Origin of the sequence: Streptomyces amakusaensis, from assembly GCF_039532665.1 — a bacterium.
Classification (GTDB): Bacteria; Actinomycetota; Actinomycetes; order Streptomycetales; family Streptomycetaceae; genus Streptomyces; species Streptomyces amakusaensis.
In genome coordinates this window covers 253,955-267,081 of the sequence record NZ_BAAASB010000008.1, presented here as the reverse complement: position 1 = coordinate 267,081, position 13,127 = coordinate 253,955, and the positions used below count along the sequence as shown (strand labels likewise).

Annotated in this window: 9 protein-coding genes; 2 read left to right on the top strand and 7 right to left on the bottom strand. The window is 73.7% G+C overall.

All coding sequences use genetic code 11. The features are described from left to right. Nucleotides 1–42 precede the first annotated feature (42 nt). Nucleotides 43–1,461, bottom strand: a complete 1,419-nt coding sequence (locus ABD371_RS16835; protein WP_344477641.1) for a YVTN family beta-propeller repeat protein — start codon at nucleotides 1,459–1,461, stop codon at nucleotides 43–45. Nucleotides 1,462–1,871: 410 nt separating this feature from the next. Here ABD371_RS16835 and ABD371_RS16830 point away from each other — a divergent pair, with 410 nt between their 5' ends. Together ABD371_RS16830 and ABD371_RS16825 are read left to right on the top strand one after the other, a co-directional pair. Beyond that, the gene (locus tag ABD371_RS16830; protein WP_344477639.1) at nucleotides 1,872–2,927 is read left to right on the top strand and encodes an MDR family NADP-dependent oxidoreductase; all 1,056 of its coding nucleotides are present in this window, start codon (nucleotides 1,872–1,874) and stop codon (nucleotides 2,925–2,927) included. Nucleotides 2,928–2,976: 49 nt separating this feature from the next. Further along, nucleotides 2,977–3,345 carry a MerR family transcriptional regulator gene (locus ABD371_RS16825; protein WP_344477637.1) on the top strand — a complete coding sequence of 123 codons (369 nt, stop codon included), beginning with the start codon at nucleotides 2,977–2,979 and terminating at the stop codon, nucleotides 3,343–3,345. Nucleotides 3,346–3,412: 67 nt separating this feature from the next. Here ABD371_RS16825 and ABD371_RS16820 read toward each other — a convergent pair whose 3' ends face one another. The 6 genes from ABD371_RS16820 to ABD371_RS16795 form a co-directional block, all read right to left on the bottom strand. Continuing rightward, nucleotides 3,413–4,540 carry a hypothetical protein gene (locus tag ABD371_RS16820; RefSeq protein WP_344477635.1) on the bottom strand — a complete coding sequence of 376 codons (1,128 nt, stop codon included), beginning with the start codon at nucleotides 4,538–4,540 and terminating at the stop codon, nucleotides 3,413–3,415. A gap of 567 nt (nucleotides 4,541–5,107) precedes the next feature. After that, the gene (locus ABD371_RS16815) at nucleotides 5,108–6,046 is read right to left on the bottom strand and encodes a DMT family protein (RefSeq protein ID WP_344477633.1); all 939 of its coding nucleotides are present in this window, start codon (nucleotides 6,044–6,046) and stop codon (nucleotides 5,108–5,110) included. Nucleotides 6,047–6,049: 3 nt separating this feature from the next. Further along, complete coding sequence (locus ABD371_RS16810; RefSeq protein WP_344477631.1) at nucleotides 6,050–6,820, bottom strand: class I SAM-dependent methyltransferase; 771 nt, start codon at nucleotides 6,818–6,820, stop codon at nucleotides 6,050–6,052. Beyond that, nucleotides 6,817–8,148: a condensation protein gene (locus tag ABD371_RS16805; protein ID WP_344477629.1), complete on the bottom strand. Its 1,332-nt coding sequence runs from the start codon at nucleotides 8,146–8,148 to the stop codon at nucleotides 6,817–6,819. Before ABD371_RS16805 ends, ABD371_RS16810 begins: the two co-directional genes overlap by 4 nt. Further along, on the bottom strand, nucleotides 8,145–12,368 hold the full coding sequence (locus tag ABD371_RS16800; protein WP_344477843.1) for an alpha-(1->3)-arabinofuranosyltransferase: 4,224 nt from the start codon (nucleotides 12,366–12,368) through the stop codon (nucleotides 8,145–8,147). The genes ABD371_RS16805 and ABD371_RS16800 overlap by 4 nt, the downstream gene beginning before the upstream one ends. Beyond that, nucleotides 12,365–13,123 (bottom strand): class I SAM-dependent methyltransferase, encoded by a 759-nt coding sequence (locus tag ABD371_RS16795; RefSeq protein ID WP_344477627.1) that lies wholly within the window; start codon nucleotides 13,121–13,123, stop codon nucleotides 12,365–12,367. Before ABD371_RS16795 ends, ABD371_RS16800 begins: the two co-directional genes overlap by 4 nt. Between the last annotated feature and the right edge of the window lie 4 nt (nucleotides 13,124–13,127).

Below are 13,127 nucleotides of genomic sequence, written 5' to 3'. Positions count from 1 at the left end.
TCGGCTGCCCCGCCGGGGCCGCCGAGCCGGGGCCGGGGCCGGTCAGGCGCAGGTGGCCAGGAGGACCGAGAGGACGGTGCAGGTGGCGGAGGCACTGTCGTTGGCCGGGTTGGGGTCGGCGGGGGAGGAGGCGGTTCGGGTGCCGGTGACCTTCACGGGGCCGAGGGACAGCAGGTGCAGGGGCACGCGGAAGGTCTTGCTCGCGACGGCTCCCGTCGCGATGGTGCCGTAGGAGCAGGTGACGGTTCCGGTCGTGGTGGTGCACCCGGGTGACAGGCCGGTGGCGGTGGCACCGGTCGGCAGGGTCGCGGTGACGGTGGCCGCGGTGGCCGCGTTCGGACCCAGACCACGGGCGGTCAAGGTGTAGGTGAGGTAGGGGACCAGGATGCCCAGGTTCGGCCGGGCGGTGACATCGACGTCGATGTCCGCGGCGGACGCGGCGGCCGGGGTGAACGCGACGGCGTACGGTCCACTGCCGACGGGGACGGTGGCGGTGACGGTGTCCGTGGCGGTGTCGATCACCGATGCGGTCCCGCTGTTGCTGTTGGCGACGTAGAGCTCGCCGCCGTCGGGGGTCACCGCGACGCCGATCGGGGTCGAGCCGACACCGATGGTGGACACGGTGGTGCCGGTGGCGGTGTCGATCACGGACGTGCTGTTGCCGCCGATGTTGGTCACGTAGACGCGCGATCCGTCAGGGGACGCCGCAGCGCCGAAGGGAGTGTTCCCCACGGGGACGGTCGCGGTGACGGCGTTGGTCGCGGTGTCGATCACGGTGACCACGCCCGCGTTCTGCGAGCTGACGTAGAGCCGGGTGCCGTCGGGGTGCACCGTGAGGCCGTTGGGCCTGCCGACGGGAACGGTGGCGGTCACGGTGTCGGTGGCGGTGTCGATCACCGAGACCGCGGCGGCGCTGCTGACATAGACACGGTCCCCGCCCGGGGCGGTCGTGACGCTGTTCGGCAGCGCGCCGACCGGGACGGTGGCGGTGACGGTGTTCGTCGCGGTGTCGATCACCGACACCGAGTCCGACAGGGAGTTGGTGACGTAGGCCCTGCCGCCGTCGGGGGCCACGGCCACTCCGAACGGGCCGTCGCCGACGGGGACGGTCGCGGTGACGGCGTTGGCGGCGGTGTCGATCACCGACACCGAACCGGAGCCGCGGTTGGTGACGTAGGCCTTGCCGCCGTCCGGGGTCACCACCACTCCGGAGGGCCGGTCGCCGACGGGTACGGTCGCGGTCACCGCGTCGGTGGCCGTATCCACGACCGACACATTGTCCGACTCGCTGTTGGCGATGTACGCCACCGGGGCGGCCGCGCGCGCCGGGGCGGCGGTCGCGGCCGGAACGGCTGCCGCGACGAACCCGGAGCAGAGCAGCGCGCCCGTGGCCAGCAACGCGGTGGGCCGCCGACGCGACCCCGCACGCGGCACCGGGCGTAAGGCGGAGCGTGAAGACATGATGACGGTGTTCCCCTTCCCTGTCCGCGCCGCGACGGGCGGGGACCGGCCGGCCCCTCGGAAAACCGTGGCGGGGCGGCCGACAGCCACGGACCCGACCGCGGGGGCCGAGGACCAGGACGCGGGCCACCCGGCCGCTATCTGATCAGCGCCCCCGGGACGGGTCCGGAACGGTCTGAACATGCCCGACAGCCGACACGGCGCAAGCCCCCGCGTCAGCGTGTTCAGCATGGCACCGCCAGGCCGCGCGTCCGGGCGGAATCGTCAACATCGGTACCCGCCCTCGACCTGGACGGCGTGGGCCGGCTCCGTTCGGCTTGACCCTGACGTGCGGGTCAAGGGTTAACGTCGCCGTATCCCGCGGCGGACTCGTGCCGGGCCGCGGCCCCCGACCCGCCCAGGAGCCCCGCATGAGCGCAGCCCTGCCCAGCACCACCCGCGAAGTCCGGCTGGCCGCCATCCCCGAGGGATTGCCCACGCAGGAGCATTTCGCCGTCGTCGAAACGCCGTTGCCCGAGGTCGGAGCAGGGCGAGTGCTCATCAGGAACCGGTACTTTCTGGTCTTCCCCGGCCTGCGCACCTTGATCGGCGGGGAGGTCGACGGAGTGCCGCTGCCTCCGCTGCGCAGTGGTGACACCCTGTTCGGCCCCGCCGTCGGCGAAGTCGTCGCCGCCCCGGCCGGCTCCGCCCTGCGCACGGGCGAGGTCGTGGCGCACCTGCGCGGCTGGCGGGAGTACGCGCTGGTGGAGGCCGCCGAGTGCACCCCCTTGGAGAACGAGTGGCCTGACCCGGTGTCGTACCTCGCCCAGGGGGCGGCGGCCTATGGTGCGCTGACCCGCCTCGCCGACGTCCGGGCGGGCGATGTGGTCTTCGTCACCGGAGCGGCGGGAGCGGTGGGCTCCCTCGCGGGGCAGATCGCCCGGCTGCTGGGGGCGAGCAGGGTGATCGGCAGCACCGGCTCGCCGTGGAAGGCCGAGCGGCTGGTGTCCGAGCTGGGCTACGACGCGGTCGTGCTGCGGGGAGTGGGGTCCGTGGCGGACCAGCTCGCCGAGGCGGCCCCCGGGGGCATCGACGTACTGGTGGACACCGTCGCGGGGGAGCAACTCCGCGCGGCGCTCGGCGCGGCGCGCCAGGGCGCACGGTTCGCCCTGGTGGGGGCTCTGTCGGGGCAGTTGTCAGCGTGGCGGGCCGGCGGTAGCGCGCCGGTGGAGATCGATGCCTTCCGCCTGGTGGTCAAGGGCGTCTCGCTGCGCGGGTACAGCGGTGCGGACCACCCTGATGTGGAGAGGGAGTGGGCGGGCCGTTTCCGTGAGTGGCTGCGTTCCGGCGAGATCGGTTTCCCTCACACGCGGATCGCGGGCATCGCTCGTGCCCCGCGGGCGTTGCAGGAACTGATCGAGGGCCGGCACTTTGGAGCTGTCGTCGTGGAGTTGTGGCCCGGTGACGCGGCGGTGGCGGCCCGGTGACCCTGGGCGGGCGGGCGGAGACGGGGAGTGGGAGTGGGAGTGGGAGACCGTGCGGATCGGTGAAGCGGCGGCAGCGGCCGGCACCACGGCCAGGGCGCTGAGGTTCTACGAGCAGCGCGGGCTGCTGCCCCCGCCCGCCCGCACGGCCTCGGGGCAGCGGACATACACGCCCGGGGATGTCGCGCGAGTCCGTGCGATCCGTGACCTGCTGGCCCTCGGACTCACCGTCGAGGATCTGCGCGGCCGTGCCGACCGCCTCCATCTGCTCACCGAGTACCCGCCCCCTCGCTGTGGCTCCGACGAACCCGGCGGTGCCGCATCCGAGGTCGCCGCCCGGAGGCTCGCTGCTCTCGATGCCGAGATCAGCCGGCTGACGAGGCTTCGCGAGAGCCTCGCGCGACGGGCCGCCGGAGACTGAACCCGGACTCGCTGGAGCTCTCGGTCCGGCGGCCCCTGAGGTGCGGTGGCGCTGTGGAAGCCGCGCGTCAGCGCTTCCAGACGGTCGCGCGCCAGGTGGTCGCGTTGCCGGCGCCGTCGGTGCCGACGGCGAATCCGGCGATCACTCCGGCGTCGTTGATCGCGAACGCCGCGGCGTAGGGACCGAGCGGCGACGGCGGCAGCGGGACGACCGTGCCGTCCGGCTTCCACAGCAGGGCCTTGTCCAGAGCGGGGTTACCGGCCGGCGGCCACGCGTACCCGACGGCCGTCCCCCGGTTGTTGATGGACAGCACTTCCCCGGCGGCTTCCGCCGGATTGGCGAGCACGGTCCGGGTGCCGTCCGCGTTCCAGCGGGCCGGGTCGCCGTTCGGGTTGTCCTTCAGCGAAGCCCCCACGGCGGTGCCCGCCCGGTTGACGTCGTATCCCCGCCCGCGCCCGGCGTCGCGGACGGTGCCGTCGGCCGCCCACACCAGGACCCGGTCGTACGAGGTGCTCCCGGCGAGCCGCCCATGACCGAAGATCACGCCGTTGTCGGTGATCTGGCTCGTCCGGGCCCCGGCGAACCCCGCCGGGAGGGGCAGCGCACTCGCGACACCCGCCGTGTTCCAGCGCACGGGGTGCGCGGGCCCGTCGGTGCCGTCGCGCTTCTCGGTCCATCCGACCGCCGTACCCGCGTTGTTGACCGACGTCGCGGTGCCGCTGTCGTCGCCGGGCAGCACGGGCAGGTCGGTTCTGCTGCCGTCGGACCGCCAGCGCAGCGGATGGGAGCGGCTGTTCTCCCCGGACGCGTCGCCGACCGCGACCCCGGCGTTGTTGACGGCCACCGCGTTACCACTGCGGGCCCCGTCGGGAAGCGTCAGTCGCGTCGGGGTGGCATCCGGTGCCCAGCGGACGGGGGCGGAGTCGGGGAGGCTGTTGTAGCTGGTCCCGACCGCCCATCCCCGGTCGCTGAGCGCGGTCGCGCGACTGAACCGCTCACCGGGCAGCGGTGCCAGGCGGGTGTAGCCGGGGCGGTTCGCGTTCCACCGGATCGCGAGCGGCCCGTCGGAGCCCTCCACGTAGTACTCGCCGACGACCGTGCCACCGCTGTTCAGCCCCTTGACGAAACTGTGGAGCCCTCCCGGCGGGATCGGGAGAAGCCGCGAGGTCCGCTCCGACTCGGAGGATTCGGCCACCGCCACGGGTGTCGAACCCAGGAGGAGCAGGGCGGTCGCCGTAGCGGCGGCAAGGGCCGCACGTCGGGAAATGTGCAAGCGGGACATCCGGAAACTCCTGCTCTCGTCAACGACATCGACGTACAAGTGCATGGGTATTTCGTCTGTTCCAGGCCTGGCGGAGGGCCCGCATCGCAGCTCAATTCTGCGATTCCGGTGCCTCATTGCCAGTCCGATCTCCGAAACGGCCGGATTTATCAGCCGTTCACTTTGCTCCGCGCCACCCGCGACCCCACGCGTCCGCCCGCCCCGCGGATGGGTCCGGCCTCCGGGTGACCTATGCCAGCAGCACTTCTGATCCCACGGCGACGGTCGCGACCGACGGCCGGTGAGTGCTCTCGCCCACCCGGGGCACGGCAGGAGGGCGCGGCGGTTTCCGGCCACCGGCCGCTCCCGCTTCGACGAGTCGCACAGCTGTGTCCCAGGTCTTCGTCGAGGTACTCCTCGCTCGTGCCCCCGGCTCACAGGAACCGTGCCGTGCGCTCGCCGCTGCCCGGGCTCCCCGACCGCTGGGCCCGCTCCCTGCTCTCACTGACCGAGGGCCTTCGACCCTCCTGAGCGGACGGCCGGACCGGGCGGCTCCGGCGATTCCGGCCGCTCCGGCGGTTCCGGGGGGTCGTGCTTGGGCATCGCGAGGAGCACCGACACGGCCAGCAGGGTTCCCGCGATCCGCAGGGTGAGCCGCACGGGATCGCCGGGGAGGGTCTCGCCGAACGCGAGGGTGCCCAGGACGGCGGTGAAGACGCTGGTGACGGTCGTGCACACCGGCACGATCAGCGAGACCCGGCAGCGTTGCAGGGCCGCCTGGGACATGATCAGCCCGAATGCGCCGGTGAACAGGAGGAGGTACGGGTACGGGGAGCGCAGCGCGTCGAGGGGGTCGGTCAGCCGGCCCGAGAGTCCCTTGATCGCCAGGGAGCTCACCCCGTACAGCAGGCCCAGGGCGACCGCGTACTCGACCCCGGCCGTCGGCCGCCGGTGGGGTTGCCGCGACCGGCGTTCGGCGGTGGTGTAGATCCAGGGGCTCGCGGCCAGGGCCGGAAGGCAGACCAGCAGGATCAGAGGGGTCGGCGCGTCGCCGCCGACGGTGTCGGTGGCCGGGGAGAGGGAGAGGACCACCATGACGAGGGCGGCGAGGATCGCCCCGACGGCGAACCGTTCGCGTGCCGGGGCGCGTTCGCCGAGCAGGCGCGCGGACAGCAGCAGGAGCAGCACCAGGCCGGAGACGAAGATGCCTTGGGCGGCGGCGATCGGCAGCGTCCGGTAGACGATGAGCTGAGCGCCGAATCCGGCGGCCAGCGCCAGCGCGCCGCCGATCCACAGCGGGCTGCCGAGGACCAGGCGCAGCAGCCGGGCGGGCTCTTTGACCGATACGGCGGGCAGACGGCCGAGGGCCTTCTTCTCCAGGACGAATCCCGTGCTGTAGAGCACGTTCGCCAGCAGCGCCGCGGCCACCCCCCACCCCATGGCCTAGGCCCTCCGGGCGTGCAGCAGCAGGATCGAGGAGAGCGAGGGGGCCGCGCACGCCAGCCGGTCCAGGGGGCGCAGGGGGCGCGGCACCCCGTGGAAGGGCGCGCCCGCGAGCCGGACCACCTCGAAGCCGGACGCGGTCACGAACTCCCGCAGCGCGCGGGCGGTGTAGAGGCGCAGGTGCCCGACGACCTCGCTGCCGGGACGTCCGTGGATGCCGCGCAGGCTGACCTCGGAGAAGACGGGCTGGACGCCGGCGAGCAGCAGGGCCCGGTTGTACCAGGCGGCCAGGTTCGGGGTGGACAGCATCAGATGGCCGCCGGGGCGCAGGACGCGCCGCAGCTCGTCCAGGGCGCCGTCCGGGTCGACCAGATGCTCGATCACCTCGCTGAACAGCACGGCGTCGGCCACGCCGGATCTGAACGGCAGCCGGCCGGAGGTGAGTTCGCCGCGCACCACGTCGGTGAGCCGGGTCCGGGCCCGGCGCAGGGCGTCCTGCGACCAGTCGACGCCGATGACCCGGTGCCCGGCGAGCAGCGGTGCCGCGGTGGCCGCTGCCGTGCCGTCACCGCAGCCGACGTCGAGGACGACGGCGGGTCGCGCGGCGGCGGGGCCGAGCGCGGCGGCGAGCATCCGGGCCTGCCGCAGACTGCGGGCGTCGCCGGAGGCGACGGGCACGGCGGGATTCTCGTAGAACTCCCGAAGCCCTCGGGGCGGCGCGGCACCGGCGTCCCCCTCCGTGTCCTTCCTCAGCCGTGCCGTTGTCGTCATCCCGTCCCCCTTTCCGTGTTCTCCGTCGCGCCCAGGCACTGCTCGAACAGCTCCAGCAGCCTTTCCCCGTCCTGCCGGCCGAGCAGCTCCTTCGACCAGCGCAGCGCGAGGTGCAGCCGCCCGGCGGTGGACGCCGTCATCACATTGAGCCCCCGGGGCATCCGGGCGGGCGCGGAGAACCAGACGGCGTCCGCGCGGCCCGCGTCGCCGAAGTCCAGGGCGTACGGAACGCGTCCGATGTTGCTCAGCAGGGTCGTGGACGCCCACGGCCCCGCCGCCCGCCGCAGGCCGCGGGCGACGGCGGCCCGCCACGCCACCGGCGCGACCGGAGCCGTCAGCAGGGCGGCTCCGTACCCGAGCTGCGGGCGGGGTACGGCCTTGAGGGCGCGGGTGCGGCAGGCGGTGCGGTGCAGCAGCCCGCTCATGTCACCCCGCTCACCGGACGCCGGCTCGGCCGCGGTGAAGGGGACCTCGACGAGCCGGGTGCCGTTCCCGATGGGCATGTCGACACCGCGCGGCCGATCGTCCACCGGCATCGTGATCCGTATCGGGCGCGGTGGGACGCCGTGCTCCCGGTTCCAGCGCGCGATCATCAGCGCGGTGGCGACCAGGAGCTGGTCGTTCACGGTGTACGCGGCACCCGCCGGGCGGCGCGGTACGGCCAGATCGGCCACGAGCAAGCCGTTGCCCGGGGGACCGTACGGGGTGCCGGGGGCCACGCGGGCGGAGGGCGACCACGGGAACGGCCCCGGGGCCGCCGGGGCCCGGCCGCCGGGGGCGGCACGGACCGGGGGGCCCGCCGGGGCGCCGGCCCGGCCGCCGTACAGCTCGGCGGCGGTCGCGAGGACCCGCAGACACGCGGGGCCGTCCAGCGCGGTGTGGTTGACGGTGAGGAACAGGGCCGTGCCGCCGGGCCGTTCGGGATCCTCGACGATCTCGAGCCGGACCGGCGGGGACGCCGAGAGCGGGGGAGCCGAGGCCAGGCAGCGCTCCCTGGCCCGCTCCAGCGCCCCGGGCCCCGGGGCCGCGACCGTCACCACGTCCACGCCCGGGTCCGGCTCCTCGGTCAGCTCCCAGAAGTAGCGCCGCCGGTACCAGGGGCCCGCGGCCTGCCGCACCTGCGCGCGCGGGTGGCGGCGCAGCGCCTCGGTGAACGCCCGCCGCAGCCGCGCCGGGTCGGGCCGGCCCGGCAGCCGGATCTCCAGATGGATGGTCTCGGGCTCCTCCTCCCGGAGACCGTGCCGCGTTACCTCGTCGACGACGGGGAAGGGCACGAGGGCGGGCCGCCCGGCCGGCGCGGAGCGCGTGGGACCCTCCACGGCGGTCACTGGACGCCACTGCCGGGAGCATCGGTGTCCGAGCCGGAATCAGCCTCGGGCGACCCCCGGCCGAGCCGTCCGGGCCCTCCGACGGTCACCAGGGCCGCGAACAGCGCGACGAACGCCAGGAGCTGGGCCGTGTACCCGAAGGCCCCCACCCCGGCGGCCGGAGCCTCGCCGGCGCCGGTGGCCGCGGCGACCCCCGCCCCCGCCATCGCGGTGAACGCGATCGGCGTCAGCAACGTGTGCCGCCGCAGGGCGATCAGCGCGAGCGCCGGGACCAGCAGCGCGAACCAGCCCGCGACCACCACGGCGACCAGGGTCAGCGCCACCACCCCGAGGGCCGTCCCGGGCCCGTTCGGCACCGGCGTCGCCGCGGTCCCGTCCGCGCGCTCGGGGTTCTCCTCGCGCCTGCGGTACAGCACCAGACCGATCAGCGCCAGCAGGGCGAAACCCCCGGCGATCAGCCCCGCTTCGTACACCCGGGACGGTTCGTACGACAGCTTGACCGTCCCGCCCTCGCCCTGCGGGATCTCGAAGGCCTGCTGCCAGCCGTCGAGCCGGAGCGGCGAGAGTTCCTCGCCGTTCAGCGTGGCCTTCCAGCCGTCGTTGAAGTTCTCGTACGTCGTCAGATACGAGGCGGCCCCCGGTCCGACCGACACCTCACGGCGGTCGGACGGCCAGTCGCCGACGGTGAGTTCCCGGCTGTTCGCGGCCGGCGCGGCCGGCTCGCCCCGGGTGAGGGTCACATCGGTGATCGCGAGCGGACCCGCGTCCCCGGCCTCGACCTGGTGCGTGCCCGCGCCGAGGGCCAGCCGTGCGTTCGGCTCGCCCTTCTGGCAGAGCGTCACCTCGATCGGGCGGCGCTCCACCAGGTCCCCGACGGTGCCCTTCGCGCCGGTCGCGTGCAGGGTCCCGTCGACCGCGAGGGCCGGCCCCTCGCCGCACTTCAGGGTGAACGGGCGGTCGGCGGGGGGCTGCTCGGTGCGGTGGTCGGCGAGCGCCGGGACATGCAGCTCGGTGAGGCCGACGGGGAGTTGGAGGTCGTCGTCGGCGATCGGGTTGTGCAGGGTCACCGGCGCGGTCCGGGTGACCGTGATGTCGAGCCGGTCGGTGGTGATCGCCTCGAAGCGGGCCCAGCCGTTGTCGTCGACGTTCGCGATCGCCGCGCCGTCGGGGGAGCTGATCTCGATCTTCGTGGGCCGGGCCGAGAGTCCGCCCGCGCCGGCCAGCACCAGCGAGTCCACGGACTTCTCGCCGGACCAGCTCAGACGGATCACCGGCTTGTTCCCGGCGATCCACGCGGTCGTCAGATCACCGTCGGTCAGATTGCGCGCCGACAGCTCCGTGCCGAGCCGGGCCGTGGAGTCGGCGGTCGCGACGATCCGCCCCTTCTGCTCGGGAGCGACCCGGTACAGCAGCCTGTCCAGCGCCTCGCCGGGCACCGGAACCGCGCTGATCCCGATGGACCGGACCCCGGCCGAGCCGGTGGCGAAGGAGCGGTGCAGCCCCGACTCCGTACCGGCCGGGGAGAGCCCGCCCGGGTCGGACGGCCGGTGCAGCGACACCGTCTCGGCCGCCGCGTCCGAATCCGCGCCGTCCGTGGGCAGCTTCAGCATCCGCGTCACCGTGACACCGGGAATCGCGATCTCCGCGAACCCCGCGCCGATCAGCCCCGGCCGCCCGGCCTCCGCGTCCACGATGGTGAGCTTCACCCAACTCGTCTCACCACGGGGCGACGCGATGTCCTGGGTCGTGCCGCCGGCCGCCAGCGGGCTGGTCTCACTGCCCTGTTCGGTCTCCACCCGCACCCGCGTCGCGGCGGCCCGCACCCCGTCCTGCGGAAGCGGGGTCACCTTCAGCGACGACGGAAGCCGCTCCTTCCCGTCGAACGCGATACGCAGCCACTGCCCCTCCGCGCCGGTGTGCGAGCCCTCGGCCCACGCCGTGTCCGGGTTCCCGTCGAAGGCGTTCACGGGGTCGTACTGCGGCAGATGGAACAGCCAGTTGCCGCTGGAGGACGCCGTCACCTCACGCGCCCCGCGCAGCTCCGCGACCGTCTGGCGCTCGATGCCCTTCGTCGGCAGGATCTGATGCGGCGCGTCCGAGGGGTTCTGCACACTGTCGGGATGATTGCGCTCGTCCTTGGTGTAGGTGTACGAGGTGTTCGTGTTCACCAGGCCGAACCGGGTGTCGGCGCGCCGCAGCCCGTCACCGGTGACCTGGAGCGCCGGCCTGTCGACGCCCGGGTGCCCGTCCCCGGTCAGCACGGTGGGCCGGCCGCGCAGCGAGGGGTCGGCGGAGAGCGGCAGCAGCGACTCCGGCCCGCCGGACACCACGGCCGTGTCGGCGGCGGTGTAGATTCCGGCCCGGCCGGGCCGCCGGATGTCCTCGGCGGGCGCGAAGATCTCCACCGCCTGCTGCCGCGGATACACCGCCTCCACCTGGAGGGGGGTGTCGTCCGCGATCCTGCCGCCGGTCATGACCGGGCCGAGGGCCTTGACCCGCTCGTAGCCGGACTGCTCCAGCGCCCGCTTCACGGTCGGCGTCGGCACATGGCCGAGCTGGTCCGGATCCAGGTCGTTGCGGACCACCACGTAGTGCAGTCCCGCCCGGCCCAGATAGTCCCGCAGCCCCGGTATCTCACCGCCGGTGAGCAGGGCCTGCTCCACGGCGTCCATCGCGCGCCGGTTCCCCGGCGTGCCGAACGGCACATAGTCGCGCTGGGCCCAGGGGGAGTCGGCGAGCACATCGAGAGGCTGGTCGATCGGGGAGCCCCAGGTGTAGGTGCCGTGCGCGGTCGCCGGGACCACCAGGGCCCGGCTGTCCGGCGAGTGCTTCTCCAGCCAGTCGGCCGTGTCGCTCCAGTGCTCCGGCAGCTTCGTGAACGAGCCGGGTTGCAGGACCGCCCCGCTGAGATACGGCAGGGCGAGCCCGGGGAGCACCAGCAGCGCCGCGATCGGCGCGGCGTACCGCCGCCCCCACCGCACCCCGTGCCCCGGACGCGTACCGCGCTCCCGCGCCATGCCGACGGCGGTGAGATGGACGAGTCCGAGGACCAGGGCGAGCGCCAGCCCCGGCTGGAACTTGTAGACGTTCCGGAACGGGGACAGCGCCCCGTCCAGCAGACCCTGTACCGGCCCGGCGAACGGCGCGCCGAACTTCCCCGCGTACCCGGCGAGGGTGAGCAGCGCGACCGTCAGCACCGTCAGCGTCAGCCAGCGGCGCTCCGGCAGATCCCGCCGGGCGAGCCCGCCGAGCCCCAGCGCCGCGGCCAGCGCCGAACACACGATGACCAGGACCGAGGTCGCGACGCTCCACCCGGCGGGCAGCCAGGCCTCGCCGAAGTTCAGATACGCCACCCAGTTGCCCGCGCCGCGCAGGGCCTCCGTCGCCGCCATCGTGTCCGTGGTGACCTGTGATGTCTCGACGTACGGGAGGAAGTTCTCGCCGTACACGCTGAGCAGCAGCAGCGGGATCACCCACCACAGCGTCGCCAGGAGGACCCCCGGCACCCACCACAGGATGAGCTTCCACTTCCGCGGACCGTTCGGCCGGGACAGCAGATACAGCGCCACCGGCAGCAGCGACGCGAGGGTCGACACCGCGTTGACCCCGCCCATGAACGGGATCAGCAGCGCGGAGCGCAGCGCCGCGACCCGCGCGCCGTACCGGTCGTCGGTGAGCGGCAGCAGCACCCACGGCAGCAGCGCGCCGGGCAGCGCGGCGGCGGAGGTGGACCCGACGACGATGGTGAACGTCGGCCACAGCGCGTACGCCACGGCACCGAGGAGCCGCGTCGGACGGGTGCCGACGCCGAGGCGTTCGGCCAGCCGCAGCGCCCCCCAGAAGGCGGTGGTCACCACCAGCGAGAGCCACAGCCGCTCCGTCAGCCACACCGGCGACTGCGCCAGATCGGCGAGCCCGTGGAACGGGAGCATCGGGAACGCGTACCCGATGTACTGGTTCGAGAGCCCGCCGAACCCGCCGGTGTCCTGCCACAGCCCCCCGAGATCGGCCATGAACCGCCAGGGATCGGTGACGACGCCGAGCTTGGTCTCGAACGTCATGCGCCCCGGCGACGCCGCCAGGAAGAGCACGAACACCACGGCCCAGAACCCCAGCGGCCACCAGCGCGACCGGGGCCCGTCGGGAGGGTCCTGGGCCGCACCGGTCGTCCGGACGGCAGCCGGAGGGGGAGCCTGGGCCGCTGGGGCCGTACTGGTCATGGACACCGCCGAAGAATGAGAAGGAGATTCCAGGTAACGAACTCACGCAGGCCCGGCACCCGGGTCACCGCCCCGGCCAGGAACGGCCAGTAGCGGGAGCGGGCGGAGACCACCGTGACGTCGGTCCTGGCCCGTACCTGGCGCAGGGTGGGACCGATGTGCACGGCGAAGAGGTTCTCGCCGAGGGTGTGCTTGGCGGGGCGTCCGGCACGCCGCTCGTAGCGGGCCTGGGCCCTCGCCGCGCCCAGATAGTGCCAGGGCGCCCACTCATGACCGCCCCAGGGGGACAGCCAGTTGGTGAACGAGAGGTAGATCAGCCCGCCGGGGCGGGTCACACGGATCATCTCGCCGAGGAAGCTCCGCGGATCGGCCACATGCTCCAGGACGTTGGAGGAGAAGCACACATCGGCCGAACCGTCCGCGAGCGGCAGCAGACAGCCGTCCGCGACGACCGTCCCGCCGGGCGGCTCCGGCCCCAGCTCCCGTACATCCGCCTCGAAGAGGAAGGCGCGCGCACCGCGCCGGCGGAACTCCTCGGTGAAGTACCCGCCCCCGCCGCCGATGTCGACGACGGTCCGCCCGGCGACCGGTCCGCCGTAGTACGCCTCGACCTGATCGGCGGCGTCCCGCGCCAGCAGCGTGTAGCACGAGTCCGGGTCGTCCTGCTCCCGCATGAAGGCCCGGAACAGGGCCAGCGAACGTCTGAGGGAGGCGTCTTCCGGCGCTGTACGGACTCCTGGACCAGGGGCCGGCATCGCC

Bases quoted from the DNA above. Each gene is read 5' to 3' on its own strand.
- ABD371_RS16800 (WP_344477843.1), bottom strand. From the start codon at position 12,368: ATGACCAGTACGGCCCCAGCGGCCCAGGCTCCCCCTCCGGCTGCCGTC.
- ABD371_RS16810 (WP_344477631.1), bottom strand. From the start codon at position 6,820: ATGACGACAACGGCACGGCTGAGGAAGGACACGGAGGGGGACGCCGGT.
- ABD371_RS16815 (WP_344477633.1), bottom strand. From the start codon at position 6,046: ATGGGGTGGGGGGTGGCCGCGGCGCTGCTGGCGAACGTGCTCTACAGC.
- ABD371_RS16795 (WP_344477627.1), bottom strand. From the start codon at position 13,123: ATGCCGGCCCCTGGTCCAGGAGTCCGTACAGCGCCGGAAGACGCCTCC.
- ABD371_RS16835 (WP_344477641.1), bottom strand. From the start codon at position 1,461: ATGTCTTCACGCTCCGCCTTACGCCCGGTGCCGCGTGCGGGGTCGCGT.
- ABD371_RS16830 (WP_344477639.1), top strand. From the start codon at position 1,872: ATGAGCGCAGCCCTGCCCAGCACCACCCGCGAAGTCCGGCTGGCCGCC.